Raw genomic sequence first — 26,907 nt, forward strand, 5'->3', positions numbered from 1 at the left:
TGGTCATCCACGGCGTGGTGTAGGTAGGCGTAGCCGGGCCTGCGATTGGCCTCGGTCCGGGTCTTGTTGCGTTTCCCGGTGGCCCGGCCGAGCATCCGGTGTCCGCCGCCGGCGGGAATACGGCCGAGCTTCTTGATGTCCACGTGCACCAGATCCCCGGGGTGCTGGTGTTCGTAGCGGACGGGTTTGGGCCGGCGGACCGGCAGCCCGGTGGACTGATCCAGGTGTGAGAGCCGGGGCATGCGGTACCGGCGCAGGACCTTCTCAACGGTGGACCGGGGCAGGTGCAGGTGGTGGGCGATCCGGTGCGGTCCCCAGAGCTGGGTGAACCGGAGCGCGATGATCCGCCGCTCGGTGCGCACAGGCGTTTGATGCGGGCAGGACAACGGCCGCGAGGAAAGGTCGTGCATCCCCGATGGTCCTCGGGTGCGGTATCTGTCGGCCCATTTCTTCGCTGTAGCCGGTGAGCAGCTGAACCGCTCAGCAGCCCGGCGAAGCGGCCATCCCGACTCGACCACGAGTTTTGCCAGTCGCAGTCGTCCGGTTTCGGTCAGGGGTGCGTTAGCGTGGGTCACGAGGGTCTCCGTTGGACGATACGAGTGTGGTAACCCATATCGAACCGGAGACCCTCGCCTATTTAACTCTTGCCACGCCGTTCACAACCTCCGTAAGAGCTACACCTAGGCCGCTTTAGCCGTTCGGGACCGCCGTCCCGGCCGCGGCCCCGCTGCCGGCCGGGACGGCGCAGCTGTGTTCGGCCTGCAGGGCGGCCCCGTAGAGGGCAGCGCCCATGAGATCGGCCAGCAGTTCCGGGTCCCACTGGCGTTCGCCGATCTGGCGGCTCAGCAGCAGGCCCTCCAAAAGGATGAACAGGCACTCCGCAAGGTAGTCGGCCAGTTCGGCCCGCCCGTCGTCGTCCAGGGCCGGGGACAGCACGGTCCGGAACCACTGCGCCGTCATGGCCTGCATGTCCTGCAGGACCGCCTCGAGGTTCCGCCGGTCGGCCTCGGCGACGGCGGCCCGCTGCAGCAGGAGCAGCAGGCCCAGCCGCAGGACCCCGGATTCCGCCGCCAGATTGTCCATGGTGCGCAGCAGCTGGACGGCCAGCACCTTGGACCAGTCCCCGTCCTCCGGGCGGGGGGCCAGCGTCGGGCGGGCTGCGTCCCAGCGCCGGCAGGCCCCCGCCACGACGGTGCTGATCAGCTCGTCCTTGTCCTTGAAGGACCAGTACAGCGAGCTGGGCGGCAGCCCGGCCTTCTCGCAGACCCTGGCAACGGTGACGCCCCCGTATCCGTACTCGGCGACGGCCTCCTCGGCGGCCCGCAGGAAAACCTCCCGCGGGCCCTGGCCCTCCTCCGCTTCCCGCTGCGCCGGCGCGGGCGGCGGGACACGGTCAAGCCGCACGGTCCGGGCCAGTTCCGTCAGGCGGATCTCGGCCGCATCCAGGCAGCAGGCGAGCAGCCAGGTCACCCTGCGCTGGTCGAGGGGCCGCTGCCCGTGCCGCCGCCGGATGAACGCACCGTCCCGAAGCGCGACGGTGAAGTGTCCCATGAGCAGCGCGGCGTCCCGGCCCTGGTCCATGTCCCCGGGGAATCCCCGCTCCCACCACCGGCCGAGCCATCCGACGCTCTGCCTGCGGATCTCCAGGAAACGCGCCCGGGCCGGTGACTCCTCCGGCGGGCGGACGACGGCCAGCTGCAGGCCGAACCGCCAGTAATCCATCTCGCTTTCCGTTGAGGGGAAGGCCAGGAGCTTGTTGAACAGGTCCTCGCACCGCGGCTGCCGTGCGGGGGAATCAAGCCAGTTGGGCGTGGACTCAGACTGGACGCGGAACGCATGTTCCAGCGCGGCGGCGATGAGCTGGTCCTTATCCGAAAAGTGCCAGTAAATGGAACTGGCGGACAACCCGGTCGCCCGCCGCACCATGGACAGCTTGGTGCCCTCGTAGCCGTGGTCCGCAGCCAGGCGCATGGTCTCCTCCAGGAGCTGCGTACGGGTCTGCTCGCCCTGCCGGTTCCTCCGGTTGGTCTTGCGTTGTGCCACTGGGGGCCACCTGGTGCTCTCGGGTCGGTTCCGTCACTTCTGCCCACAGCCTACTTCCACGCAGCGCGGCCGGCTGCCGCCCTCCTGCTGGTCGGGACGGCACGGATGCGTCCCAAATCACCCGTCGACGACGCCCCCGATGCCGTCGATGGCCGCTTCGATGGCTAGTATTAAGCCATTGTGGCTCTTCTTTCCCTGACTGCGACTCATTCCGACGTCGACCTGGAAACCGTCGCCCGGCTTAGCGCGGGCGCCTCCGAGGTCCCGGCTGCGCTGCTCGATTCCAGCGGCCAGCTGGTTTCCGGGGCAGTCGTCCTGGCCACCTGCAACCGCTACGAGATCTACTGCGAGACGCGTTCGGACGACGACGCCGAGGCGGCGCGCGCCGCCGTCGTGGGTGAAATCAGCGCCCGCTCCGGGCTGCCCAAGGAGACGGTGTCCCGCTGCTTCACCACCAACACGGGCGAGGATGTCCCCAAGCACCTGTTTGCCGTCGGCGCCGGGCTGGATTCCGCCGTCGTCGGCGAGCGTGAGATCGCCGGGCAGGTCCGCCGGGCGCTGATTGAGGCACAGGAGAAGGGCACCGCCAGCGGCACCCTGACCCGGCTGTTCCAGACCGCCTCGCGCACCGCCAAGGACGTGGGCGCGCTGACCTCGCTCGGCAGCCGCGGCCTGTCCATCGTGTCCGTCGCGCTGGACCTGGCCACCGACCTGTCGCTGGAGCCTGACTGGTCGGCCAAGAAGGTCGTGGTCTTCGGCACCGGCGCCTACGCCGGCGCCACCATGGCCCTGCTCAAGGAGCGCGGCTGCACCGATGTCTCGGTGTGGTCCTCCTCCGGCCGGGCGGAGTCCTTCACGGCCACCCGCGGCGGCACCCCGCTGTCCCGCGCCGGGCTGGGCGCCGCCCTCGCCGCCGCGGACGTCGTGGTCGGTTGCAGCGGCAGCGACGCCCCCGTCGGCGTGGACGACGTGCGCCGGGTCCGGGCAGGAGCCGACCGCCCGCTGGTCATCATCGACCTCGCCCTGACGCACGACTTCGATCCCGCGGTCCGCGAACTGGACGGCGTCGACCTCATCACCCTCGAGTCCGTGCGGCTTGCCGCACCCGCCGAGCAGGCCGAGTCCCTGAAGCAGGCCGGCGAGATCGTCACCGAGGCGGCCCGCAACTTCAACCAGGTCCAGCTCAGCCGCGAGCTGAGCGGCGCGATCGTCGCCCTGCGCCGGCACACCCTGGACGTCCTTGAGTCGGAGCTGGAGAAGGTCCGCGCCCAGCACGGGTGCACGGGTGCCGCCCAGGAAGTCGAATTCGCGATGCGCCGCATGGTGAAGCAGCTGCTGCACGTGCCCGCGGTCCGGGCACGTGAGCTGGCCGCCGAAGGCCGCCAGGACGACTACGTCCGCGCCCTCGAGACCCTGTACGGCATCACGGTGGGCGAGGACGCCCCCGCGCCCGCCCGCGGGCCCGTCGAGCACGCCCCGGCCGGCGATGACCCGGCCGCGGAGCCGCGCACGGCCTAGGCCGTCCGGCCGAAGGGTACGGCCCGGACGCCGGCTAGTAGACGGGCTTTTCAGGTTCGATCCGCCGCACCCAGTCCAGGATGCCGCCGCTCACGTTCCACACCTGCCCGTAGCCCTGCTCCAGCAGGTGCCGCACCACCTCCGCCGAGCGTGCCCCTGACTTGCAGTGCACGTAGATGCGGCGGTCCCTGGCCGGCTGGAACCGGCCCGAGAGCAGCGTCGCCCGGGGTGCCGGCCTAGCCCCGTCGATGCTGACAATGGCGCGTTCGTCCGGTTCCCGCACATCCAGCAGATCGAAGTCCGCGCGCCCGGCTGCCCGGTCGGCCAGCAGCGCCTCCAGCTGCTCCACGCTCACCGCCGGCAGATCCGCCGCCGGCTGCGGCGGGATTCCGCAGAAGGCTTCGTAGTCCGCCAGCTCCGTGACCGGGGTCCTCGCCGGATCCCGCCGCACCCGGATTTCCCGCCAGCTCATCTCCAGCGCATCGAACACCAGCAGCCGGCCCAGCAGGGTGGTGCCGGTGCCGGTGATCAACTTGATCGCCTCGTTGGCCATGACCGAGCCGATCTGGGCGCAGAGCACCCCAAGCACCCCGCCCTCGGCGCAGGAGGGCACCTCGCCGGGCGGCGGAGCCTGCGGGTACAGGTCCCGGTAGGTGGGCCCGTGCCCGGACCAGAAGACGCTGACCTGTCCGTCAAACCGCAGGATCGATCCCCAGACGCACGGCAGGCCCAGGATTTCCGCGGCGTCGCTGACCAGGTAGCGGGTGGCGAAGTTGTCCGCCCCGTCCAGAACCAGGTCGTAGCCGGCGAGGATGTCCAGGGCGTTGTCCGCCCCCAGCCGCACCGTATGCAGGTCGACCTGGACCAGCGGATTCAGCTCAAGGACGGCGGCGCGCGCGGACTCCGCCTTGGTGCGCCCCACATCCGCCATGCCGTGCACCACCTGGCGCTGCAGGTTCGACTCCTCGACCGTGTCGTCGTCGACAATGCCGATCCGCCCGACTCCGGCGGCGGCCAGATACAGCAGGATCGGCGAGCCCAGTCCGCCGGCGCCGATCACCAGGACACGGGCGTTTTTCAGCCGGCGCTGCGCCTGCACCCCAAACCCCGGCAGGATCAGGTGCCGGGAGTAGCGGACGGTCTCCTCACGGGTGAGCTCGGGCCCGGGGGCGACCAGAGCGGGCAGATCCGGGGCGGCAACGGTAGTCATGAGAACCAATCTAGGCGCTGCCGCCGTGTCGGGCACGCTGTCCGGAAAAGCCGCCCCGGGTAGACTGGTCTTTCATGCCGCGGGCGTCGGGCGCCCGCACCAGGAGACGAGGTAGCACCACCCGTGAGCAACCAGCCAGCCGGCAGGACCACCCGCCTGCCGCGCGAGGAGCGCCGCCGGCAGCTGATGCGCGCCGCCCAGGAAGTCTTTGTCAGCAACGGCTTCCACGGAGCGGCCATGGACGACATCGCCGATACGGCCCGGGTCAGCAAGCCGGTGCTGTACCAGCATTTCCCCGGCAAGCGGGAGCTTTACCTCGCCCTGCTGGAGGACCACCTTGAAACGCTGACCCGGTTCCTCACCACGGCCCTGACCTCCACCACCGACAACCGGGAGCGGGTGCGGGAGACCATGCGCGCCTACTTCCGCTTCGTCGCGCAGGACAGCCAGGGCCACCGGCTGGTGTTCGAGTCCGACCTGACCAGCGACCAGGAAGTCAGCGCCAGGATCGAGGCCTTCAACGCCCGCTTCGCCAACAGCATCGCCGGCGTCATCGCCGAGGACACCAAGCTTCCGCCGGCGGAGGCCCAGCTGCTGGGGCGCGCCCTGGCCGGCATGGCCCAGGTCAGCGCCCGCTACTGGCTGGAAACCGGCGGGGACCTCGACATCGAGGCCGCCAGCGAGCTGGTCTACCGTTTAGCTTGGCGCGGAATCAGCCGTTTCCCGAAGGAAACCTAGGGTAGATTTCGAACCAGCATCTGCTTTGTCAGCATTACTAGGAGGCACCACGTGGAAGTAAAGATCGGCATCCAGAACGTCGGCCGCGAAATCGCGTTCGAGTCCGGGCAGAGCGCCGACGAGGTCGCCGACCTCGTGGCCGCGGCCATGAACAATTCCACTGAGCTGCGCCTCAAGGACGAGAAGGGCCGGCTGATCCTGGTGCCCGCCGGCGTCATCGGCTACGTGGAAATCGGTGCCGAGGAAGTCCGCCGCGTCGGCTTCGGGGCCCTCTGAACGGACGACAGCCTTGAACGGTGTGGTTGAACTCATCGTGATGGTGCCCGCCGCTCTTGCGGCGGGCTTCGCCGTTTGGGGCGCGGATCGGCGCCGCAGCCGCTACGGCGTCCTCCTGGCCCCCGGCGTTTCCCTGGCCGCCTGCTGTCTGTGCTGGGTCGGGCTCCGGATCGCCGGGCTGGGCTCGCATCCCGAGCTGCACTGGCTCACCTGGGCGGTGTCCATAGCGGTGGGCGCCCTCGCCGCCGTGGCAGCCGCCGCCGTTGCCGGTCCCCGCCGCGCCCGCCGCGACGCGGCCGACCTCGACCGGGCACTGCGCCTCTAGCTCCGGCCCCTACCCCGTTCCCTCTCCCGCCGGCCCCGGCCGCCGGTTCAGCCGCCCAGCACGGCTGAAAGTTCACGGGCGAACACCGGCGCCGCCGCTGCGTGCCCCGAATCGCTCAGGTGCCGTCCATCCTCGAGCTTGAGCTTGTGGCGCTTCCACCAGTCCTGCGGACTGATGAACGGCACGCCTTCCTCCGCGGCGACGCGGGACAGCAGCCGGTCCACCGCGGCCCGACGCCCCTTGCCGTCTCCGATGACCCCCACCATGACCAGCTTCGACGACGGGTAGATCTGCCGCAGGTCCCGGACCATGGTGCGGGCGGCCTGGACGATGGCAGCGTCCGGGTAGGCGGTGTCGTTTCCGCCGCCCTCGAGGACGACGACCGGCGGGTTGCCCGCGGGCAGCAGCCACTGCCCGCTGTCGAGGGCCGTTTCATACCGGTCGATGCCGGCGTAGGAATTGAGGTAGCCGGTTCCGCCGGCCCCCCGCACCACGGGGGTATAGCCCAGCCGCGAGAGCCCGCGCCCGATCCAGGTCCGGTCGCCGGCCTGGGAATCCCCCACCACCACGGCGGCCTGTTCCACCCCGGGATTGAACTCCATGACCCGCTGCAGCCGCGGCACCCACACCAGCGCCCCGCGCTGGAAGTCGGTGCGCCGGTCCTCTCCCGCCGGATACTCGCCGGAGACCGGGTAGCCGAGCTTCTCGACTCCCCGTCGGCTCCACAGCTCGAACACCTCCGGCCGAAGCGCCCGTGCGCCGGTGGGGCCGTGCCAGAGCACCACATTTCCGCGGAAGCGCTGGTAGCAGGCCCCCAGGGACGCGGGGCAGGAGATGTCCGACGTCGGCGGGCCCAGCGGACTGCCCGACGCGGCCTGGACCCGACGGAACTCCATGAGGGCGTTCCACGCCTGCCGATCCGTTCCCTCCGGCGGAGCGGCGACGATCGGCCGCGACGTCACGGGCTGGTCCCGGGGCAGGACCGTGCGCAGCACCGGCTGCGGCGGAGTCGGGTGTGCGGGCGGCTGCCACGGCGAAAGCGGCGCCAGCACCGGCACGGCGAGGACTGCGGCCGCCAGCAGCGGCAGGTTGCGGCGGCGGACACGGCGGCGGGCGCCTGCTGCCATGATGATCTCCCCGTAACGCTCGACTGCACCGGCATCCCACCCTACCGATTCGGGCCGGGCGCGCCCAAGAACCGCTCCTTTTCGCGGGCGGGAGAGCACCGGGTAGACTGGCGGTGTAGTACACGGATGCCCGGTCGTCAGATTCTTTAATCCCCATGGATAAGGAACGGCGGCGGCTTACGATTCCGGCCCACGCCGGCACGTACGCCGCCCCGACCCGCAATACCTACGCGATCTTGATTTTCCGGCCGCCGCCACCGGCGCGCGGCCCGCAGTTGTTAGCCCGCGATCGGCTTCCACTGGATGCGCCCGCGCGTTGTCCGCTCTGACCCGGCCCCCGGCCGTCGCCCAGCGTGAGACCCCGGCGCCTTACGGAACGGTATGTAATTGAACACTGAAATTTCCCAGCTTGAAGGTGACGGCCTCCTGCACGCCGAGGACAGCGATGACCAGGTTGACGTCACGGAGACCCTCGCCGCCGCCGACGAGGCCGTCGCCCCCGAGGCAACGTTCGCGGACTACGGAGTCCGGGACGACATCGTCGGGTCCCTGGCGGACGCGGGCATCCTGCACCCCTTCCCGATCCAGGCCATGACGCTTCCCGTCGCCCTGGGCGGCCATGACATCATCGGCCAGGCCAAGACCGGCACCGGCAAGACCCTCGGCTTCGGCATCCCCGCCCTGCAGCGGGTCATCTCCCCCGGCGAGGACGGCTGGGACCAGCTGCCGGCGCCGGGCGCCCCGCAGGCCCTGATCGTGGCCCCCACCCGTGAGCTGGCCGTCCAGGTCGCGGGCGACCTGGAGACCGCGTCGCGCCGCAAGGGCACCCGCATCGCCACCATCTACGGCGGCCGCGCCTACGAACCGCAGATCGAGGCCCTCCAGTCCGGCGTCGAGATCGTCGTCGGCACCCCGGGCCGGCTCATCGACCTCTACCAGAAGCGCCACCTGAGCCTGAAGAACGTGCGCATCGTGGTCCTGGACGAAGCCGATGAGATGCTCGACCTCGGCTTCCTGCCCGACGTCGAAACCCTGATGGGCGCGGTGCCGGCGGTCCGCCAGACGCTGCTCTTCTCGGCCACCATGCCCGGCCCGGTCGTGGCCATGGCCCGACGCTACATGACCAAGCCGACCCACATCCGTGCAGCCGACCCGCTGGACGAAGGGCTGACCAAGAAGGACATCCGCCAGGTCGTCTACCGTGCCCACCACCTCGACAAGATCGAAGTGGTTGCCCGCCTGCTGCAGGCCACCGGACGCGGCCGCACGATCATCTTCACCAAGACCAAGCGCACCGCCGCCAAGGTTACCGAGGAACTCGTGGACCGGGGCTTCGCCGCCGCCGCGCTGCACGGCGACCTCGGCCAGGGCGCCCGCGAGCAGGCCATGCGCGCCTTCCGCAACGAGAAGGTCGACGTCCTGGTCGCCACCGACGTCGCCGCCCGCGGCATCGACGTCGACGACGTCACCCATGTCGTCAACTACCAGTGCCCGGAAGACGAAAAGACCTACCTGCACCGCGTGGGCCGCACCGGCCGCGCCGGCAACAAGGGTACCGCCGTCACGTTCGTCGACTGGGAGGATATGCCCCGCTGGGGCCTGATCAACAAGGCGCTGGGCATGGACCAGCCCGAGCCTGTTGAAACCTACTCCTCCTCGCCCCACCTGTTCACCGACCTGGACATCCCGGCCGGCACCAAGGGCAGGCTGCCCCGCGCCAAGCGCAAGCTGGCCGGCATCGACGCCGAGCGCATCGAGGACCTGGGCGAGACGGGCAAGTCCCGGTCGCGCGGCGGAGACCGCGGCGGTGACCGTGGCGGACGCGGCGGTGACCGTGACCGCGGCGGCCGCAGCTCCGACCGTGACCGCGGCGGCCGCCGCAGCGAGCGTGCGCCGCGGGCCGCAGCCACCGACGCCGCAGCCGCCGACGGCGCTCCCGCCGAGGCGCCCGCGGCTTCCGACGAGGCCCGCACCGAGCGTCCCCGCCGCCGCCGCAGCCGCACCCGCCGCCGCAACGGCGAAGTGGTGCAGCAGCGTCCCGCCGGCGAGTAGCCGATCCGGCCCATGGGCGGAACGCTTTTCGATCCCGACGGCGGCTCGCTCGTGGTCCACGCCGACAACGCGGACTTCCTGCCGAGCCTGCCCGACGGTGCCTTCACGCTGATCTACGTGGACCCGCCCTTCAACACGGGGCGGGTCCAGCGCCGCCAGCAGACCACCATGGTCCGCAGCGTCGACGGTACGGGTGACCGCACCGGCTTCAAGGGCCGCAGCTATTCCACGGTCAAGGGCCTGCTCACCAAGTACGACGACGCCTTCGAGGACTACTGGGCCTTCCTGGAGCCCCGGCTCGCCGAAGCTTGGCGGCTGCTGGCCGACGACGGCACGCTGTACGTGCACCTTGACTACCGTGAAGTGCACTACGTGAAGGTCATGCTTGATGCCCTTTTCGGCCGGGACTGTTTCCTGAACGAGGTCATCTGGGCCTACGACTACGGCGGCCGGGCCAAGAACCGGTGGCCGGCCAAGCACGACAACATCCTCGTGTACGTCAAGAACCCCGACCGCTACCACTTCGACAACAGCGAGGTGGACCGGGAGCCGTACATGGCCCCCGGCCTGGTGACCCCGGAGAAGGCGGCCCTCGGCAAGCTGCCCACCGACGTCTGGTGGCACACCATCGTCTCCCCCACCGGGCGGGAGAAGACCGGCTACCCGACCCAGAAGCCCGAGGGCCTGATCCGCCGGGCGGTTGCGGCCAGCAGCCGGCCTGGTGATTGGGTGCTGGACTTCTTCGCCGGCTCCGGAACCCTGGGCGCCGTGGCTGCAAAGATGGACCGACGCTTCGTGCTGGTCGATTCGAATCCGGCGGCCGTGGAGGTCATGGCCGCCAGGCTGGCCGGCAAGGCCGACGTCGTCGACTGGGACTCGCGCCCGCCCCTGCCGGAGGCCCTGCCTGCCGGTTAGGCAGGAAGGGTCCGCCTCAGGGCAGGACGGGACGGCTTCCCGTCCCCAGTTCCAGGATCCGCTCCAGGACGGCCGGGGCCGTGGTGTTCTCGCCCAGGCGGTTCGGCTTTCCGGTGCCGTGGTAGTCGCTTGAACCTGTGACCAGCAGCGAATGCTCGCGGGCCAGGGTGCGGAGGAAGGCCCGGCCCTCCTCCGGATTGTCGCGGTGGTCCACCTCGACGCCGAGCAGCCCGGCGTCGATCATGTCCCGGTAGGTGCGCTCACCGACCACCCGGCCGCGCGCCGTCGCCACCGGATGGGCGAAGACCGGCACGCCGCCCGCGGCGCGTACCAGTTCCACCGCCCGTGCCGGGTCGGGCGCATAGTGGGCAACGAAGTACCGGGAGCGGGCGGTGAGGATCCCGGCGAACGCCGCCGACCGGCTCGGCACCACTCCTGCACTGACCAGCGCGTCGGCAATGTGCGGCCGCCCGATCGTGGCTCCGGGTGCCACATGCTCCTGCACCAGCTCCCAGTCGATGGGAAAGTCCTCGGCAAGCCGGCGGACCATGACTTCGGCCCGGGTCTCGCGGGCGGCGCGGGACCGGGCGATCTCCTCGAGCAGGCCGGGGTGCTCCGGATCGTGCAGGTAGGAGAGCAGGTGCACGCTGATGCCCTCGGCGGTGCGGCAGGAGATCTCCATGCCGGGTATGAGGGTGAGCTGTTCCCGTCCGGCGGCGTCGGCGGCCTCGGCCCAGCCGGCGGTGGAGTCGTGGTCCGTCAGCGCCAGCGCGGACAGGCCTGCCCGTGCAGCTGCCCGGACGACGTCGGCCGGGGATTCAGTGCCGTCGGACACCGTGGAATGCGTGTGCAAATCGATGTTCACCCTCCCAATCTACGCGTCCGCCCGGCCCGGGGGTGTTTGTCCGCGCCGCGGGCCGGTGAGAGCATGGGAGGCGTGAACAACGAAGCCACTTCCCTGCCGTCGACCGCCGCCGAGACCGAAGAGATGTCCGAGGGGCAGCCGCTGGGCGACCGCGTGAACAACCGTTCCCAGCGCCCCTCCTCCGAGGCCTTCAAGGAGTTCATGGCCTCGGGCTGGGCCGAGCGCAGCGCCGAGCTGCCGCCGCGGGCCGCCGTCGCCGGCTACGCCCGGCAGCGCCGCCTCGCGCTCTCCCGCCGCTTCCCCGGCGAGCGCCTGGTGATCCCCGCCGGCCCGCTGAAGGTCCGCTCGAACGACACCGACTACCGGTTCCGCCCGCACTCCGGCTTTGCGCACATGACCGGCCTCGGCCTGGACCACGAGCCGGACGCCGTGCTGGTGCTGGAGCCGGTGGCCGAGGGCACGGGCGACGACGGCGGCAACCACACCGCCACCCTCTACTTCCGTCCGCTGGCCGGCACCGACAGCGAGGAGTTCTACTCCAACGCGCGCTACGGCTCCTTCTGGATCGGCGACCGGCTGAACCTGGCGGAGGTCAGCGCCCTGCTGGACCTGCCCACCCGGCACCTGGACGAGGCCGAGACCGCCATCGCCGGCAACGTCGGCGAGCCGGCCTTCGGCGGCATCTCCGTGCGCCTGCTGCGCAAGGTCGACGAGATGGTCGACGCCCTGGTCGACACGGTCCGCTACAACACCGCCCCCGACCCCGAGAACCTCGACCTGGGCGTCTTCGACGCCCGCGATGACGAGCTGGCCGAAGCGCTGTCCGAGCTGCGGTTGGTGAAGGACGAGTGGGAGATCGAGCAGATGCGCGAGGCCGTGGCGGCCACCGTCAACGGCTTCACCGAGGTCGTGAAGGCCCTGCCGCGCGCGATCACCCATCCCCGCGGTGAGCGCGTCGTGGAAGGCGTCTTCTTCGCCCGGGCCCGCGAGGAAGGCAACGACCTCGGCTACGACACCATCGCCGCCGCCGGAAACAACGCCACCGTGCTGCACTGGATCCGGAACAACGGCCAGGTCCGGGCCGGGGAGCTGCTGCTGCTGGACGCGGGAGTCGAGGCCGAGAGCCTGTACACCGCCGACATCACCCGCACCCTGCCGGTCAACGGCAGGTACACCGAGGTGCAGCGCCGGGTCTACCAGGCGGTGCTTGACGCCGCCGATGCCGGTTTCGCCGCCGCGGTCCCGGGGGCTAAGTTCCGCGATGTGCACGCCGCGGCCGTCCGCGTCTTGGCCGAGCGCCTCGCGGAGTGGGGCGTGCTGCCGGTACCGCTGGAGGAGGCCCTGTCCGATGCCGGCCAGCAGCACCGCCGGTGGATGCCGCACGGCACCAGCCACCACCTCGGCCTGGACGTGCATGACTGCGCCCAGGCCCGCCGGGACCTGTACCTGGACGGGACGATCACCGAGGGAATGGTCTTCACCATCGAGCCGGGTCTGTACTTCAAGGAGGAGGACCTCACCGTTCCCGAGGAGTACCGGGGCATCGGCGTCCGGATCGAGGACGATGTGCTGATCACCGCCGACGGTCCCGTGAACCTCAGTTCGGCCCTCCCCCGCACTCCGGACGAGGTCGAGGACTGGATGGCCGGGATCTACGCCGCCGACCAGTAGGGGCCCGGGCAGCGTCTTTCAGGCCCGCTGAACCGGGCCGTCTGCGCCGGACAAGAGGAGGGCCGCACCCGTTGGGGTGCGGCCCTCCTCTTTTCTTGGCTCCGGGAGCCGGGCGCTCGGTGATCCGGCCCCCGGTCAGCGCTGCTGCGCGCCGCTGTCCTCCGGGGATCCCGCCTCGGGCGCCTGCTGCTCCGCGCGGCTGTCCTGCGGGTACTCCGGCGAGGAGGCCCCGCCGGACCGTCCCTGCCCGCTGTCCGCAGCGGCGCTGCCCCGGGAGGCATCCTCGGCGGCATCGCCCATGGGAGCATCGTCGACAGCTCCCTGCGGAGCCCCTGCGGCAGCCTGCTGCCCGCTGTTCGGCCCGATGGGACGGCCCTGCGCGTCGAGGCGCACCCCGTACCGCGGACGGCCGTCGGGCAGGTCGGGGAACCGGCCCTTGCGGGCTTCACCGGCCGAGGGCGCCGGTGCCTCGGCAGCGCCTGCTGCGTGTGCGCCCTGGCCGGAGGCTGCGTAGGGATCCTGCCATCCGGCAGGACGTTCCGGAGCCTGCGGCTGCCCCTGGGGCGCGGGCCCGGGCTGGCCCGGCTGCCCGTACTGCGGCTGGCCCTGCCCGTACGGCGGCTGGCCCTGGCCGTACGGCGGCTGGCCCTGGCCGTACGGCGGCTGCCCCGGTTGGCCCTGGCCGTACCCCGGCTGGCCGTACGGCTGCTGGTGCGGCTGCTGGTGCGGCTGCTGGCCCTGCGGCGCCGGATGGCCGGCCTGCCCGACCATCGGCAGCTGCGCCAGCAGGCGGCGTGCCTCCCCGGCGGCCTCGGGGGCGACAATGACGTCATAGCTGGTGGCGATCACCTGGCTGGTGGAGGTGAAGTCCCGGCGCCCGCGCTGCAGGGCGTATCCGATGACTCCAAACAGCAGCCAGAACACCGCGCCGAGCGCGATGGTCGGGCCCAGCGATCCGAGGGCGGGGGCACCACCGAAGAGCGAAAGGACCAGGCCCACGAACAAGCCGAACCAGGCGCCGGTGAGCGCGCTCGACAGCGCAACCCGGGGGTAGCTGAGCCGCCCGGTCACCCGCTCCACGGTCTTCAGGTCGTTGCCGACAATGGACACGTTCTGCACGGCGAACTTGCTGTCCGCGAGGTAGTCCACCGCCTTCTGGGCGTCGAGATAGGCGGTGTAGCGGCCGACAACCTCTCCGCGAGGCAGGCTGCGGCCCTGGTCGCGGGGACTTCCGGCGGCAAATAGGTTCGACATTCGTCCATTCTTTCGCACTTCGGCCCTGGCGGGGGCCGCGATCGCTGGCAGTGAACGCGTACCCGGTGCCCGGGGACCGCGATACGGCGTTGGAGGTGCCTTCAAAGTAGCCTAATAGCGTGAGCTCAAATCCGACCCGCGTCTTCGTTGCCCGGCTGCTGGGCCTGGACGTCTTCGACCCGCTCGGAGACCGCCTGGGCCGGCTGCGCGACGCCGTGGTGCTGGACCGCGGCCCCGGCCGCCGGCCGCAGGCGGTGGGGATCGTCGTCGAGGTTCCGGGCCGAAAACGGGTCTTCGTGCCCATCACCCGGATCACCAGCATGGATCCCGGGCAGATCATCTGCACCGGGCTGGTCAATCTGCGCCGGTTCGAGCAGCGCGGCGCGGAGACCCTGGTCGTCGCCGAGCTCTTCGACCGCAGGGTGGTGCTCAAGGACGGCAGCGGCGAGGCCGCGATCGAGGACATTGCCATCGAGCAGAACCGCGCCGGAGACTGGCACGTCTCCGCGCTCTTCGTGCGCCGGCTGCAGGACGGTCCCCGGCTGCTGCGCGGCCGCCGCCGCGGTGAGGAGCTGACCATCGACTGGGAGGACGCCTGGCACTGGGACCTCACCGGCCCGCAGGCCGCGACCGCCTTCGTCGCCCAGCACGACGACCTCAAGCCCGCCGACTTCGCCGAGGCGCTGCACGAGATGAGCGGCAAGCGCCGTATCGAGGTGGCCGCCGAGCTGCAGGATGAACGCCTGGCCGATGTCCTGCAGGAGCTGCCCGACGACGACCAGGTGCAGATCCTGCAGGCCCTCGACGTCGAGCGCGCTGCCGACGTGCTCGAGGAAATGGACCCGGACGACGCCGCGGACCTGCTCAACGAGCTGCCCGAGGAGCAGAAGGAGGAGCTGCTGCAGCTGATGGAGCCGGAGGACGCCCGCGACGTCCGCCGGCTGCTCTCCTATGAGGAGGACACCGCCGGGTCGCTGATGACTCCCGTGCCGGTGATCCTGCCTCCCGAGGCGACCGTTGCGGAGGCGCTGGCACACGTGCGCCGGGAGGAGCTGACTCCGGCCCTCGCCTCCTGCATCTTTGTCTGCCGCCCCCCGCTGGAGACTCCCACCGGGCGCTACCTCGGCGTGGTGCATATCCAGCAGCTGCTGCGGGCCGCTCCCCCGGAGGCCCTGGGCAACATGCTCGACACCGACCTCGAGGCCGTCCTCGACACGGCCAGCATCAGCGAAGTTTCGCGCATGCTGGCCACCTACAACCTCAATTCGCTCCCGGTGGTGAACGACGGCGGCCGCCTGGTCGGCGCGGTGACCGTCGACGATGTCCTGGACCACCTGCTGCCCGACGACTGGCGGGCCGCCGATGACGCTCCGGCGGGACCGCAGGGAAGGACCAATGGCTGAGAAGAGAAAGTCCGTCGCGCGGGGCCTGGACACGCCCCGCACCGCCCGCACCCGCTGGATGCCGAGGCTCTCCCCCAACCCGGACGCCTTCGGCCAGGCGACGGAGAAGTTCGCCCGCTTCATGGGCACCCCGCAGTTCCTGGTCTGGATGACGGTGTTCTGTGTGGTCTGGCTGCTCTGGAACACGTGGGGTCCCGAACCCCTGCGCTTCGACTCGGTGGCCCTCGGCTTCACGCTGCTCACCCTCATGCTCTCGCTGCAGGCGTCCTACGCGGCGCCGCTGCTGCTGCTGGCCCAGAACCGGCAGGACGACCGCGACCGCGTCGCCATGCGCCAGGACCGCGAGCGGGCCGAGCGGAACCTGCTGGACACTGAATACCTGACCCGGGAGATCGCCGAGCTGCGGATCGCGCTGCGCGAGGTCGCCACCCGCGACTACGTGCGCTCCGAGATCCGCGGCCTGCTGGAGGAACTGCTCGAGGCCGAGGGTCGCGACGACGGCGGCCGGCGTTCCCGCGGCCGCGAGGGCAGCCGATGAGCGGCGCCGAAGCCGCCGTCCGGCACGCCCTGGCGGGGGTCCTCGATCCGGAGCTGCGCCGCCCGATCACCGACCTGGGCATGGTCCGGGAGGTGCGCATCGAACCCGACGGCACCGCCGTCGTCGGCGTGCTGCTCACGGTGGCGGGATGCCCGCTGCGCGGGACCATCACCGGCGACGTCGAGGCCGCCGTGTCCGGACTCCCGGGCATCACGGACGTCCGCGTGGAGATGGACGTCATGACTCCCGAGCAGCGGAACCGGCTCAAGGAGCAGCTGCGCGGGCCGGGCGCCGAGCGCGGCGTGCCGTTCAACCGGCCCGGGTCGCTGACCCGCGTCTATGCGGTGGCCAGCGGCAAGGGCGGCGTCGGCAAGTCCAGCGTGACCGTGAACCTGGCGGTGGCGATGTCCCGGCTGGGGCTGCGTGTGGGCATCGTCGACGCGGATGTGCACGGTTTCTCCGTGCCCGGGCTGATGGGGATCACGCAGCCGCCCACCCGCGTGGACGAAATGATCCTGCCCCCGGTCGCCTACGGGGTAAAGACCATCTCCATCGGCATGTTCCTGCCCGAGAACCAGCCGGTGGCCTGGCGCGGCCCGATGCTGCACCGGGCGCTGGAGCAGTTCCTCACCGATGTGTTCTTCGGCGACCTGGACGTGCTCTTCCTCGACCTGCCGCCGGGCACCGGCGACATCGCCATTTCCGTGGCGCAGCTGCTGCCGGGTTCCGAGATCCTCGTGGTCACCACCCCGCAGGCCGCCGCCGCCGAGGTCGCCGAACGGGCCGGCACCGTTGCCGCGCAGACCGGGCAGAAGGTCTCCGGCGTCATTGAGAACATGTCCTGGCTGCAGCTGCCCGACGGCCAGCGGATGGAGCTGTTCGGTTCCGGCGGGGGCGGGCAGGTGGCCGCCCGCCTGACGTCCGCACTGGGCACCGATGTGCCCCTGCTGGGCAGCATTCCGCTGGACGTCCGGCTGCGCGAGGGCGGCGACGCCGGCTCCCCCGCAGTGCTGGAGGAGGATTCCGCGGCGGGCGCCGAGCTGCGCCGTATTGCCGATCAGCTCGCCCGCCGCCCCCGGGGCCTTGCGGGCCTGAACCTGGGCGTCACGCCCAGCTGACCTTCAGCCGCTCCTAGGTGGCCTCAGTGTCGAACGGGGCCGGCGTTCCCGGCTCCAGCCGCTCGATGCGCCGCACCGGTGCCATGGCTGCCGACGCCGCGGCCGCTGCCGCCGGTGCCGCTGCTGCGCCGGCGGCGGGCCTGGTACCCGCCACGGCGGTGCGGGTGGCCGGGCGGAGCGGAGACGAGGCCGGACGGATAGCGTCTTCGACGTCGTCCAGCAGGGCTTCCTTGATGATGCGCCGGGGATCGTATTGCCGCGGGTCAAGCTTGCGCCAGTCGACCTCGTCGATCTCTGGGCCGACCTGTTCGCGCAGCTGCTCGCGCGCGCCGGTAGCCATCCGGCGCAGTTCACGCACCAGGCGGGCCAGCTGGGAGGCGTACTCCGGCAGGCGTTCGGGGCCGAGGATCGCCACCGCCAGCAGGGCAAGGATGAGGAACTCCCCGGGGTTGATTCCTAACACTGTTGCAGATTATCGCTTTCTTCGTCGGCGCTGCCAGTTGCCCGTCGGCGCCGCGCCGGGGCTCACGGAGCGCCCGGTTCGCTGAACAGGCGCAGGCCCCGCAGGATCCGTTCCAGGATGTCCTGTTCCGCCCCGCTCGCCGGCACCAGCCGCGCGGATTCGGTGAGCGACAGCTCCTGAACGGCCTCGGGCAGGCTCCGGACCGGAAGGGACGATTTCAGGGTGTAGGTGACGTTGGACGAGGCCAGGACCACCAGTTCCTGCTGCTCGGGATGTTCCCAGACCTGGGCACCGACCGAGTCGGGGTCCGGCACAAAGCCGTCCTCGCCCACGGCACGGCCGCTGACCGCGTTGACGGCGGCTTCGTCGCCTGCCCCGCGCGCACCGGGCCGCTGCTCATATACCGTGATCCGTTCGCCCCGGCCCTCCAGCTGCAGTTCGACCGCTGGCTGGCCGGCCACTTCGACGGCCTTCGCGGAAACGAGTTCCAGGCCAAGTCCGCCCAGCTCGGGGCAGGTCCAGCCGCTGGCCCGCAGCGCCTGGAGCGCGTCCGGGCCAAGCTCCTGCTGGGTGCTGGCCTGTGCCCAGCCCGCCGTCAGCCCGGCGCGCTGGCCCTCCGCGACGTCGCCCACATTGTTGCCCACCAGGTAGGCGCCGCCGACCACCGCCGCTCCGGCCAATCCGAGGCCGGCAGCGACAGCCAGGGCTCCGCGGGCGGAGGCCGGAGCCTGTCGCGGCGCCTCCGGCGTCGCGGGAGGAATTCCTTCCGACAGTCCGGCGGCCGGAGTCGGGACTTTCAGCGCGCGCAGCCTGCTGCGCAGCCGCCGTTCCTCGGCGACCTCAGAGCGGCAGGACGGGCAGTGCTCCAGGTGCCGCAGGACGGCGAGGCGGCGTCCATCCGGCAGTTCGTCGTCCACGAACGCGCGCAGGTGTCGCGTGGGATGGCGCATGGAATCAGTTGGCTCCTGCGATCCGGGGCAGGGCCAGCCGGGTGCCTGCGGAGCGGCGCTGCGGGTCACGGTGTGCCAGCTTGTCCTTGAGCATGCTCCGGCCGCGGTGGATGCGCGAGCGGACGGTGCCCAGCTTCACGCCGAGGGCACGGGCCACCTCGTCATAAGACAGGCCTTCAAGGTCGCAAAGTACGACGGCGGCGCGGAAGTCCGGGGGCAGCTCCTCCAGCGCACGCTGGATATCGACGTCGAGGTTGTTGAACTCGAAGCTGCGCTCCGGTCCGGGGCCCTGGCTGGGCAGCCGTGCTTCTGCGTCTTCGCTCATCCCATCGAAGCGGATCCGGCTGCGGCGCCGGGCCTGGTCCAGGAAGAGGTTGGTGGTGATGCGGTGCAGCCAGCCGTCCAGGGTGCCCGGCTGGAACCGGTCCAGCGAGCGGAACACGCGTACGAAGACCTCCTGGGTCAGGTCCTCCGCGTCCTGGCGGTTGCCGGTGAGGCGGTAGGCCAGCCGGTAGACCTTGGAGCTGTGCGTCTGGACGACTTCCTCCCAGCTCGGGCGCACCCAGCCCGGGTCCGTGCCCGGCACGGCTCCCGCTGAAGGCGTGACAGTCACAATCGTCCTCCCTCGAACCGGCTGCTTCCACGTGAGATTTCCTCCGTCCATGGTGGACCAACAATCTGGGAGTTGCCTGTTAGCATGCCGGGCCTTTCAAGGCAAGGACTTCCTGGCCCCGCGTGCGTCGGCGCGGCCGGGAGCGTCCGCGCACCGTAAGCTTGGAGCTGTACTTTGTACCGTTCCCGATCCTCCCGAAACTGCCTGAAAGTGAAGATGATGCGCGCCGATAAGCAGACCAGCTGGTCCTACACGGAGGCCCTGCCTGTCGAGGATGAGGTCCTGCTGCGCGCCCGTGAACGCTCCCACGAGTTCGGCGTGGCGCCGGTGTCCACCGGCACGGGCGCGGCGCTGACCGTCCTGGCCGCGGCCTCCAAGGCGCAGACCGTGGTGGAGGTCGGCACGGGCGCCGGGGTCTCCGGGGTGTGCCTGCTTCGCGGACTGGGCCGCAACTCGGTGCTGACCACCATTGACGTCGACGTCGACCACCTGCGGGCGGCGCGGGAGGCCTACGCTGAGGCCGGCATTCCGGGCAACCGGACCCGGACCATCTCCGGGCGCGCGGCGGACGTACTGCCCCGGCTGACCGACGGCGCGTACGACATGGTCTTTATTGATGCCGACAAGCCCAACTTCCCACGTTACGTGGACCAGGGCGTCCGGCTGCTCAAGCGCGGCGGCCTGCTCGTGGTCAACGACGCGCTGGACCACGGCAGGGTCGCCGAGCCGGCGGTGCGGGAGGCCTCGACAACGGTGATGCGCCAGGTGGGGCGGGCCGTGCGGGAGGACGACCGGCTGGTCACGGCGCTGCTGCCCACGGGCGACGGCCTGCTGCTCGCCGTCAAGACCGCCTGACTCAGTCCGTCCGGCCCCGCTGTCCCGGGCCCACGGCGAGGGTCTCCAGGTACGACAGCAGGACCCGGGTCCCGAAGCCGGTGGCCCCCTTGGGGTTCTCGGCCTGATCCGCGCCGGCCCGCGCCGGACCGGCGATATCCAGATGTGCCCACGGCGCCCCGCCTGTGAATTTCTGCAGGAACAGCGCGGCGATGATCGCCCCTCCGCCGACCTTCGCCCCGGGCGGGGCGACATGGCCGGTATCGGCCACGGCGGAGTCCAGCACCGCCGCGTATTCGGGGACCAGCGGCAGGGGCCACAGCGGTTCACCGGAGCGTTCCCCTGCTTCCACAAGCGCGTCGAGCACATGGCTTTCACTGCCGAACAGCGCGCCGTACCGGTTGCCCAGGCCCAGCTGGGCGGCTCCGGTCAGCGTGGCGATGTCCACGAGCAGGTCCGGTTCCAGTTCCTGCGCGGCCCAGGCCAGCGCGTCGGCGAGAACGATCCGGCCCTCGGCATCGGTGTTCCCGATTTCCACCGTCGTCCCGTCGAAGGTGCGGACGACGTCGCCGGGCCGGTAGGCGTCCGCACCGGGCAGGTTCTCCGCCAGCGCCAGCACCGAAGTGATCCGGACCGGGAGCCTCAGTGCGGCGGCTGCCTGCACCACCGCCAGCGCGACGGCGGCGCCGGCCATGTCGGTCTTCATGCTCATCATGGAGTCGCGCGGCTTCAGCGACAAGCCGCCGGAGTCGAAGCTGATGCCCTTGCCCACCAGCACCAGGTGGGGCAGTTCGGTGCCGTCAGCCTGCTGCGGGCGGTAGCTCAGGCGCGCCAGGCGGGGCGGATGGACGGAGCCCGCCCCCACGGCCAGCAGGCCGCCGAATCCGCGGGCGCGCAGCTCGTCCGGGCCCAGGACCTCGGTCTCCAGGCCGGCTGCCAGGCCCGCCGCTTCCGCCTGCTCCGCCAGCCAGGCCGGCGTGGCGGTGTTGGGCGGGGTGTTCGTCAGGTCGCGGGCCAGCCACACGGCCCGGGCCGTGGCGTCCGCGCGCTGTGCGGCATCCGGGTCCAGGCCGGTGACCTCCAGCCGTTCGGCGATCTCCGGGCCGGCGGCCGCCGCGGCGGAGGGAACCCGGTAGCCGCCCAGCTGGAAGCCCTCCACGAAGGCCCGCTGCCGGTCCGGCTCAAGCCCGTCGACCACGGTGGTGCGGATCCGTCCGGCCCCGAGCGTGGCGCGGGCCAGCGCAGCCCCTGCGCGGCGCAGCGCCGCCGGGCTCTCATCTCCTGTCCCGACCAGGAACAGGCGTGCGGGCAGGTCGGTCCTCCCCCGCGGCGGTTCAATCACCAGCAGCTCTCCGGCCCGGCCCGACATGCCCGCGGCCAGGGCCCGGGCGGCGGCGTCGGCGCCGTACCGCACCGCGGCTTCGACCGCGCCGAGGCGGGGTTCGGGCACCGGGCGCGCTGCGCCGCCGTCGCCGTCCTCCTCATGGTCCGGATCCGGGGAAGGGGCGACGGCGACGGCGAGGACATCCACGTCCTCGGCAGGCAGCGGCTCAAGCCCGCTGCCGCTCATCGGGCCGCTGCGGGACGGATGCAGGCTGGGCAGCACCGTCACTTCGGCCAATGCGGCGTCGCCGGCCCGGCGCGCTGATCCTCCCGCGCCCCGGGCCGTGGTTCCCTTCGTCCTGCGCTGCATGTACCGGGCCTGCCTAACCCGTGACCCCCAGCAGGCATTCCTTCAGCTTGCCGGCTTCCTCGGCGTTCAGCTCGACCACCAGCCGCCCGCCGCCGTCGATGGGCACGCGCAGGATCAGGCTGCGCCCTTCTTTGGTGACCTCCATCGGTCCGTCACCCGTACGCGGTTTCATCGCGGCCATGTTCGAAGTTCCCCTTTCAAGGTGCTCCCCCGAGTCACCCGTTATCTTCTGCCGCCGGGCTCGGAGCACGGCGATTGACTCCATTATTCCGTACATCACCGTGCCGGACGAAATCTGGTGTGTCGCGGGCCACAGCGTGCCGGCCTGCCGCGCCGTCCTTCCGCGCGGGGATCAGGGCGGGTAGTCGCCGCCCCCGGGCAGCGCGGTGAAACGCCACAGCCAGGTCACCCACACCACCTGCAGCGCAAGGCAGGCCCCGGCCAGGCTCCAGCGGTAGGCCCGGGAGGGACTGAGCATGACAACGGCAAGCGCCAGCGGAAACAGCGGCAGCAGCAGCCGGAAGGTGCTGGTCTGCGGGTTCAGGAACACGAACAGGTAGAGGGCGTAGCACGCGCAGAACAGGGCGAGCTCCGGGCCCAGCCGACGGACCGGTGCGCTGGTGAACGCCAGGATCCCGAGCACCACCAGCAGCCCCAGCACGGCCGGCCCGGCGCCGCCGAAGAGCAGGCCGGCCATGTCCAGCCAGGGCCGGAACGGGACAAGGTTTCCGCCCCGCCAGGCCGCCTCGGTGTCGGTGTAGGCCAGCAGGTCCCCGGTGCCCAGCCACGCGATGACCGGCCAGGCAAGCGCGGCGGCACAGGAGAAAACGGCGAGCAGTCCCAGCCGCCAGGCGTCCCGCCAGGGAAAGGGGGTGCGCCCGCGACGCAGCCAGCGGAGCACGAAGAGGATGCCGACGGCGGCCGCGAACGGCACGCCGACCGGGCGGGACAGACACATCAGGGCCACGACCGGCAGCGCCGCCAGGTACCTCCCGCTGACCAGCAGGTAGAGGGCGCCGGCCAGCAGCAGCAGGTTCAGCGACTCGGCGTACGGCACCTGGAGGATGGGCGAAACGGGCAGCACCGCCACCAGGGCGGTGCCCCACAGCGCGTCGCCGTGGCCGGCCCGCAGCCGAAAGAGCCGGTAGATCAGCAGCGCCGCTCCGAAACCGCAGGCCGTCGCCACCAGCGCGCCGGCAGCGGACCAGCCCAGGCCCAGGGAGGTGAGGAGCCGCACCACCAGCGGGAACAGGGCGTAGAAGGCCCACTCGTTCTCCATGGCGGTGCCGTCCGCGGCGCGGGGCACCGCCGAGGGATACCCGCCGTCGTGGATGCGCCGGTACCACTCGCTGTCCCAGATGTCGATGAACTCCAGGTACCCGGGCGAGGGCCCCCACCAGGGGTTCTCGCCCTGCCGGGCGGCGACGGCGAGGAAGACTCCGGCGGAGAAGGCGCGCGCGCCGGCCCACAGGGCGAGGACCTGCAGATACCAGGGCAGGCGGAGGAACGCCGCCGACGCCGAACGGACACCGCCGCCGATCAGCCGATGGACCGGGGTCGGAGCCTCAGCCGGCATCGCGCACCCAGCATCCCGCGACGTGGTCGTTCACGTATCCGGTGGCCTGCATCATCGCGTAGGCCGTCGTGGGCCCGACGAACCGGAAACCGCGCCGGCGCAGGTCCCGCGCCAGGGCGGTGGATTCAGGAGTGCTGGCCGGAATCTCGGCCAGGGCCGGGGCTGCTGCCCGGGCCGGCGGGCGGTGGGCCTGCAGCAGCCCGGCCAGGGTCTCATTTGCCGGCAGGGCCAGCAGGGCCCGGGCATTGCCGATCACCGCTTCGATCTTGGCGCGGTTGCGCACGATCCCGGACTCGTTCATCAGCCGCTCGACGTCCTCGGCGGTGAACGCAGCGACGTCGGCCGGTTCGAATCCGGCGAAAGCCGCCCGGAAGGCCTCACGCTTGCGCAGGATCGTCAGCCAGCTCAGTCCGGCCTGGAAACCCTCAAGGCTCAGGCGCTCGAACAGGGCCGCCTCGCCGCGGACCTCCCGGCCCCACTCCGTGTCGTGGTAGGCGGTGTAGTCCTCGGGGCCGACCGCCCAGGGGCAGCGCAGGCGCCCGTCCGGGCCGGGAACGGCGTCGCTCATGCCTGCTCCTGCCCGCCGGGCCGCGGGCGGCCGGTTCCATGCCGGGCGCTGTCCACACGGGCATCGGGTGTCCCGCCCAGCCGGATGATCAGCTCGTCGCGTTCGGCGAGCGCGGCGGCCAGCCGGGTCAGCACTTCGTCCACCTGGTCCATGCGATAGCCGCGGAACGCCACGGAGAACCGCAGGTCCGCGACGTCTGCGGCCGCCGGATGCGCGGGCAGCAGGACGGCCGGCAGCCGCGGATCCGGCTCGGCGAGCGCCGGCACGGCGTCCCGCCCGAACCTTTGGACCCGGGACGGACCCCCGGCGGCCCGGTCAGCACGGCGCGGGCCCGCAGCCAGAACGGCAACCGCCCCGGCAACGATGACTGCGACAAAGAGCAGGAAGTAGGTCACCGGACCATCGTGCCAGATCCGCGCGGGCGCCCCCTGAAGCGCACCGGGCGGTCAGGGGGACTGGTGCCCGGCGCTGTCCTCAAGGATGATCCGCACCGCTTCGGCGGGATCATCCACCAGGTGCAGCAGGGACAGGTCGGAGACAGACACCATCCCCTCGGCTTCGAGGGTGTTCCGCACCCAGTCGAGCAGCGGACCCCAGAAGGAACTGCCCATGAGCACGATCGGGAAGCTGGTGACCTTCTGGGTCTGGACCAGCGTCATGGCTTCAAACAGCTCATCCAGCGTGCCGAAGCCGCCCGGCAGCACGATGAATCCCTGGGCGTACTTGACGAACATCGTCTTCCGGACGAAGAAGTAACGGAAGTTGATGCCCAGGTCCACCCATTCATTCAGGCCGGTCTCGAACGGCAGTTCGATGCCCAGCCCCACCGAGGTGCCGCCGCCGGTGACGGCGCCCTTGTTGGCGGCCTCCATGGATCCCGGCCCGCCGCCGGTGATCACCGCCAGTCCGGCCTCCGCCAGCAGGCGCCCCACCTCCTCGCCCATGCGGTACCAGCGGGAGCCCGGCTGGGTGCGGGCCGAACCGAAGACGCTGACCGCGGGCCCCAGCTCGGAGAGGGTGCCGAAGCCTTCAACGAATTCACTCTGGATCCGCAGGACCCGCCAGGGGTCGGTATGGGTGAACCCTCCGCCGTCCTGGGAGTCGAGCAGGAACCGATCGGACTGCGGAGCGCGCGCCTCGCGGCGTCGCAGTTCCACCGGTCCCCGCCGCCGCGCCTGGTCACGGGTCGGCCGGTCTTCGTTACTTATCGCCATGCCCCTAGGCTAACGGCTGCCTGTGGGCCGCCCCACTGCCGGAGGCGCCGGCGCCCGGCCCGCCCCGGCCCGGCTTTGGTTTCTCTTGCGTCACAATTTTCCGCCCCGAACGTGATCTGCGCCGCACACGTACCCGCGTCCACTAGATTGCTCGTATGAGCAGTGACACACCCACGTCCGCGCCCAATGCGCCCCTTGTCTCGCTGAAGAACGTCAACAAGCACTTCGGCGACCTGCATGTGCTGCGGGACATCAACCTCGAGGTCGCCCGGGGTGAAGTCGTCGTCGTCATCGGTCCGTCCGGGTCCGGCAAGTCCACGCTGTGCCGCGCGATCAACCGCCTGGAGACCATCGACGACGGCGAAATCCTTATCGACGGCAAGGAACTTCCGGCCGAGGGCCGTGCGCTGGCCAAGCTCCGCGCCGACGTCGGCATGGTGTTCCAGTCCTTCAACCTGTTCGCGCACAAGACGATCCTCGAGAACGTCTCGCTCGGCCCGGTCAAGGTGAAGAAGGCCAAGCCGGCCGAGGCGAAGGAGCAGGCGATGGCCCTGCTGAAGCGGGTGGGCGTCGACAACCAGGCCGAAAAGCTGCCGGCCCAGCTGTCCGGCGGCCAGCAGCAGCGCGTCGCCATCGCCCGCGCCCTGGCCATGAAGCCGAAGGTCATGCTGTTCGACGAGCCCACCAGCGCCCTGGACCCGGAAATGATCAACGAGGTCCTGGACACGATGGTCGAGCTGGCCCGGGAGGGCATGACGATGATCGTCGTCACGCACGAGATGGGCTTTGCCCGGAAGGCCGCCGACCGGGTCATCTTCATGGCCGACGGGCAGATCGTGGAGCAGGCCGCACCCGAAGAGTTCTTCACGAACCCGAAGAGCGAGCGGGCGAAGGACTTCCTCGGCAAGATCCTCGCCCACTGATCCGCCGCCGTCCCGGCGGAGCTGCAGGTTCACACATTGGGGGCAACCCCTTGAGGCAAGGCCGGTCCGCACGGGCCGGCCGAAAGCAAGGAGACAACATGCGCAAGACCCGTTACGCCGCGGCCGCCATGGCTGCCGCAGCCGCCCTGACCCTTTCCGCCTGCGGCGGCGACTCCGGCAGCAATGCCGAGGGCTCCGAGGGCTCCGGAGGCGAGACCATCCGCATCGGCATCAAGTTCGACCAGCCGGGGCTGGGCTTCGACGAGGGCGGCTCCTACTCCGGCTTCGACGTCGACGTCGCCACTTACGTGGCCAATGAGCTGGGCTACGGCGAGGACCAGATCGAGTGGATCGAGTCCCCTTCCCAGCAGCGCGAGAACATGCTGGAGAACGACCAGGTCGACATGATCTTCGCGACCTACTCCATCACCGATGCCCGCAAGGAGAAGGTCGCCTTTGCCGGCCCGTATTTCGTGGCCGGCCAGGACCTCCTGGTCCGCGCCGACAACGACGACATTAAGGGCCCCGAGGATCTGAACGGCAAGAACCTGTGCTCGGTCGGCAATTCGACCTCCGCGCAGAAGATCAAGGACACGCTGGCGTCCGAGACAAACCTCATGGAGCAGCCCTCCTACGCCGAGTGCGTGACCGCCATGCAGGGCGGACAGATTGACGCCGTGACCACCGACGACATCATCCTCGCCGGCCTGGCCTCCACCGCCGCGAACAAGGGCCAGTTCAAGGTCGTGGGCAACACCTTCTCCGAGGAGAAGTACGGCGTCGGCATCCAGAAGACCGACAGCATCGTCACCTGCGAGGACATCAACGCAGCCATCCAGAAGATGGTGGACGACGGTGCGTGGGAAGAAGCCATCAAGAAGAACACCGAAGGCGCTGACTACACCTACAACGCCGAAATGAACCCGCCGGCCGCTGACGCCTGCGCCTAACTGAAACGCCTCCGCCGGGGTTCTCGGCGGCAAAGCTCGGGGCAGGGCCGCGGCCCTGCCCCGAGCTCCG

The 26,907-nt window shown here is 70.9% G+C and carries 28 protein-coding genes; 13 read left to right on the forward strand and 15 right to left on the reverse strand.

Annotation, left to right across the window (positions count from 1 at the left end; genetic code table 11):
* Positions 1 to 575, reverse strand: a 575-nt coding sequence (locus AC5RUW_RS11300; RefSeq protein WP_494160816.1) for a helix-turn-helix domain-containing protein, incomplete at its 3' end; no start/stop codon positions are given.
* Positions 576 to 690: 115 nt separating this feature from the next.
* Complete coding sequence (locus AC5RUW_RS11305) at positions 691 to 2,043, reverse strand: TetR/AcrR family transcriptional regulator (protein WP_494160817.1); 1,353 nt, start codon at positions 2,041 to 2,043, stop codon at positions 691 to 693.
* A 180-nt stretch (positions 2,044 to 2,223) separates the two neighbouring features.
* On the opposite strand from AC5RUW_RS11305, the gene AC5RUW_RS11310 reads away from it, so the two are divergent.
* Positions 2,224 to 3,561, forward strand: coding sequence for a glutamyl-tRNA reductase (locus tag AC5RUW_RS11310; RefSeq protein WP_494160818.1), 1,338 nt, complete (start codon positions 2,224 to 2,226; stop codon positions 3,559 to 3,561).
* A 34-nt stretch (positions 3,562 to 3,595) separates the two neighbouring features.
* On the opposite strand, the gene moeB is transcribed toward AC5RUW_RS11310, so the two are convergent.
* Positions 3,596 to 4,771, reverse strand: a complete 1,176-nt coding sequence (moeB, locus tag AC5RUW_RS11315; protein WP_494160819.1) for a molybdopterin-synthase adenylyltransferase MoeB — start codon at positions 4,769 to 4,771, stop codon at positions 3,596 to 3,598.
* A gap of 123 nt (positions 4,772 to 4,894) precedes the next feature.
* Here moeB and AC5RUW_RS11320 point away from each other — a divergent pair, with 123 nt between their 5' ends.
* From AC5RUW_RS11320 to AC5RUW_RS11330, 3 genes are read left to right on the forward strand one after another with little or no spacing between them, the layout of a single operon-like run.
* Positions 4,895 to 5,509, forward strand: a complete 615-nt coding sequence (locus AC5RUW_RS11320) for a TetR/AcrR family transcriptional regulator (RefSeq protein ID WP_494160820.1) — start codon at positions 4,895 to 4,897, stop codon at positions 5,507 to 5,509.
* Positions 5,510 to 5,560: 51 nt separating this feature from the next.
* Positions 5,561 to 5,785 (forward strand): DUF3107 domain-containing protein, encoded by a 225-nt coding sequence (locus tag AC5RUW_RS11325; RefSeq protein WP_494005483.1) that lies wholly within the window; start codon positions 5,561 to 5,563, stop codon positions 5,783 to 5,785.
* Between the two features lie 22 nt (positions 5,786 to 5,807).
* Entirely contained in the window at positions 5,808 to 6,110 is a 303-nt protein-coding gene (locus AC5RUW_RS11330) for a hypothetical protein (protein ID WP_494160821.1), read from the forward strand.
* A 47-nt stretch (positions 6,111 to 6,157) separates the two neighbouring features.
* Here AC5RUW_RS11330 and AC5RUW_RS11335 read toward each other — a convergent pair whose 3' ends face one another.
* Complete coding sequence (locus AC5RUW_RS11335; protein WP_494160822.1) at positions 6,158 to 7,237, reverse strand: SGNH/GDSL hydrolase family protein; 1,080 nt, start codon at positions 7,235 to 7,237, stop codon at positions 6,158 to 6,160.
* A gap of 399 nt (positions 7,238 to 7,636) precedes the next feature.
* On the opposite strand from AC5RUW_RS11335, the gene AC5RUW_RS11340 reads away from it, so the two are divergent.
* Both AC5RUW_RS11340 and AC5RUW_RS11345 read left to right on the forward strand, forming a co-directional pair.
* The gene (locus tag AC5RUW_RS11340) at positions 7,637 to 9,289 is read left to right on the forward strand and encodes a DEAD/DEAH box helicase (protein ID WP_494161056.1); all 1,653 of its coding nucleotides are present in this window, start codon (positions 7,637 to 7,639) and stop codon (positions 9,287 to 9,289) included.
* A 12-nt stretch (positions 9,290 to 9,301) separates the two neighbouring features.
* A complete protein-coding gene (locus AC5RUW_RS11345) occupies positions 9,302 to 10,204 on the forward strand; it encodes a DNA-methyltransferase (protein WP_494160823.1) in 903 nt (300 codons plus the stop codon).
* Between the two features lie 16 nt (positions 10,205 to 10,220).
* Here AC5RUW_RS11345 and AC5RUW_RS11350 read toward each other — a convergent pair whose 3' ends face one another.
* Positions 10,221 to 11,069, reverse strand: coding sequence for a PHP domain-containing protein (locus AC5RUW_RS11350; protein ID WP_494160824.1), 849 nt, complete (start codon positions 11,067 to 11,069; stop codon positions 10,221 to 10,223).
* Between the two features lie 123 nt (positions 11,070 to 11,192).
* On the opposite strand from AC5RUW_RS11350, the gene AC5RUW_RS11355 reads away from it, so the two are divergent.
* Positions 11,193 to 12,740, forward strand: a complete 1,548-nt coding sequence (locus tag AC5RUW_RS11355; RefSeq protein WP_494161057.1) for an aminopeptidase P family protein — start codon at positions 11,193 to 11,195, stop codon at positions 12,738 to 12,740.
* 135 nt (positions 12,741 to 12,875) lie between these two features.
* Here AC5RUW_RS11355 and AC5RUW_RS11360 read toward each other — a convergent pair whose 3' ends face one another.
* Positions 12,876 to 13,994: a YflT domain-containing protein gene (locus tag AC5RUW_RS11360; RefSeq protein ID WP_494160825.1), complete on the reverse strand. Its 1,119-nt coding sequence runs from the start codon at positions 13,992 to 13,994 to the stop codon at positions 12,876 to 12,878.
* 119 nt (positions 13,995 to 14,113) lie between these two features.
* Between AC5RUW_RS11360 and AC5RUW_RS11365 the strand changes: the two genes are divergently transcribed.
* From AC5RUW_RS11365 to AC5RUW_RS11375, 3 genes are read left to right on the forward strand one after another with little or no spacing between them, the layout of a single operon-like run.
* Positions 14,114 to 15,397 (forward strand): magnesium transporter MgtE N-terminal domain-containing protein, encoded by a 1,284-nt coding sequence (locus tag AC5RUW_RS11365; RefSeq protein ID WP_494160826.1) that lies wholly within the window; start codon positions 14,114 to 14,116, stop codon positions 15,395 to 15,397.
* The gene (locus AC5RUW_RS11370) at positions 15,390 to 15,935 is read left to right on the forward strand and encodes a DUF1003 domain-containing protein (protein ID WP_494005492.1); all 546 of its coding nucleotides are present in this window, start codon (positions 15,390 to 15,392) and stop codon (positions 15,933 to 15,935) included. Before AC5RUW_RS11365 ends, AC5RUW_RS11370 begins: the two co-directional genes overlap by 8 nt.
* Positions 15,932 to 17,053, forward strand: coding sequence for an Mrp/NBP35 family ATP-binding protein (locus AC5RUW_RS11375; protein WP_494160827.1), 1,122 nt, complete (start codon positions 15,932 to 15,934; stop codon positions 17,051 to 17,053). Before AC5RUW_RS11370 ends, AC5RUW_RS11375 begins: the two co-directional genes overlap by 4 nt.
* Positions 17,054 to 17,066: 13 nt before the next feature.
* Here the strand turns inward: AC5RUW_RS11375 and AC5RUW_RS11380 are convergent, their stop codons facing one another.
* The 3 genes from AC5RUW_RS11380 to sigE form a co-directional block, all read right to left on the reverse strand.
* Complete coding sequence (locus AC5RUW_RS11380; RefSeq protein WP_494160828.1) at positions 17,067 to 17,516, reverse strand: twin-arginine translocase TatA/TatE family subunit; 450 nt, start codon at positions 17,514 to 17,516, stop codon at positions 17,067 to 17,069.
* Between the two features lie 62 nt (positions 17,517 to 17,578).
* Positions 17,579 to 18,466, reverse strand: coding sequence for a zf-HC2 domain-containing protein (locus AC5RUW_RS11385; protein WP_494160829.1), 888 nt, complete (start codon positions 18,464 to 18,466; stop codon positions 17,579 to 17,581).
* 4 nt (positions 18,467 to 18,470) lie between these two features.
* The gene (sigE, locus tag AC5RUW_RS11390; protein ID WP_494160830.1) at positions 18,471 to 19,079 is read right to left on the reverse strand and encodes an RNA polymerase sigma factor SigE; all 609 of its coding nucleotides are present in this window, start codon (positions 19,077 to 19,079) and stop codon (positions 18,471 to 18,473) included.
* A gap of 219 nt (positions 19,080 to 19,298) precedes the next feature.
* On the opposite strand from sigE, the gene AC5RUW_RS11395 reads away from it, so the two are divergent.
* Entirely contained in the window at positions 19,299 to 19,934 is a 636-nt protein-coding gene (locus tag AC5RUW_RS11395; protein ID WP_494160831.1) for an O-methyltransferase, read from the forward strand.
* A 1-nt stretch (position 19,935) separates the two neighbouring features.
* Here the strand turns inward: AC5RUW_RS11395 and AC5RUW_RS11400 are convergent, their stop codons facing one another.
* The 6 genes from AC5RUW_RS11400 to AC5RUW_RS11425 all read right to left on the reverse strand — a co-directional run bounded on the left by AC5RUW_RS11400 (position 19,936) and on the right by AC5RUW_RS11425 (position 24,964).
* The gene (locus tag AC5RUW_RS11400; protein ID WP_494160832.1) at positions 19,936 to 21,606 is read right to left on the reverse strand and encodes a leucyl aminopeptidase family protein; all 1,671 of its coding nucleotides are present in this window, start codon (positions 21,604 to 21,606) and stop codon (positions 19,936 to 19,938) included.
* 13 nt (positions 21,607 to 21,619) lie between these two features.
* Entirely contained in the window at positions 21,620 to 21,787 is a 168-nt protein-coding gene (locus AC5RUW_RS11405; RefSeq protein WP_083521353.1) for a DUF3117 domain-containing protein, read from the reverse strand.
* 171 nt (positions 21,788 to 21,958) lie between these two features.
* The gene (locus tag AC5RUW_RS11410) at positions 21,959 to 23,182 is read right to left on the reverse strand and encodes a hypothetical protein (RefSeq protein ID WP_494160833.1); all 1,224 of its coding nucleotides are present in this window, start codon (positions 23,180 to 23,182) and stop codon (positions 21,959 to 21,961) included.
* The gene (locus AC5RUW_RS11415; protein ID WP_494160834.1) at positions 23,172 to 23,750 is read right to left on the reverse strand and encodes a DNA-3-methyladenine glycosylase I; all 579 of its coding nucleotides are present in this window, start codon (positions 23,748 to 23,750) and stop codon (positions 23,172 to 23,174) included. The genes AC5RUW_RS11410 and AC5RUW_RS11415 overlap by 11 nt, the downstream gene beginning before the upstream one ends.
* Positions 23,747 to 24,145, reverse strand: coding sequence for a DivIVA domain-containing protein (locus AC5RUW_RS11420; protein WP_494160835.1), 399 nt, complete (start codon positions 24,143 to 24,145; stop codon positions 23,747 to 23,749). The genes AC5RUW_RS11415 and AC5RUW_RS11420 overlap by 4 nt, the downstream gene beginning before the upstream one ends.
* A 51-nt stretch (positions 24,146 to 24,196) precedes the next feature.
* A complete protein-coding gene (locus AC5RUW_RS11425) occupies positions 24,197 to 24,964 on the reverse strand; it encodes an LOG family protein (RefSeq protein ID WP_494160836.1) in 768 nt (255 codons plus the stop codon).
* Between the two features lie 155 nt (positions 24,965 to 25,119).
* On the opposite strand from AC5RUW_RS11425, the gene AC5RUW_RS11430 reads away from it, so the two are divergent.
* Together AC5RUW_RS11430 and AC5RUW_RS11435 are read left to right on the forward strand one after the other, a co-directional pair.
* On the forward strand, positions 25,120 to 25,887 hold the full coding sequence (locus AC5RUW_RS11430; RefSeq protein ID WP_494160837.1) for an amino acid ABC transporter ATP-binding protein: 768 nt from the start codon (positions 25,120 to 25,122) through the stop codon (positions 25,885 to 25,887).
* A 98-nt stretch (positions 25,888 to 25,985) separates the two neighbouring features.
* Positions 25,986 to 26,837 (forward strand): glutamate ABC transporter substrate-binding protein, encoded by an 852-nt coding sequence (locus AC5RUW_RS11435; RefSeq protein WP_494160838.1) that lies wholly within the window; start codon positions 25,986 to 25,988, stop codon positions 26,835 to 26,837.
* Positions 26,838 to 26,907: the final 70 nt, after the last annotated feature.

This window comes from Arthrobacter sp. Y3222053, assembly GCF_059092805.1.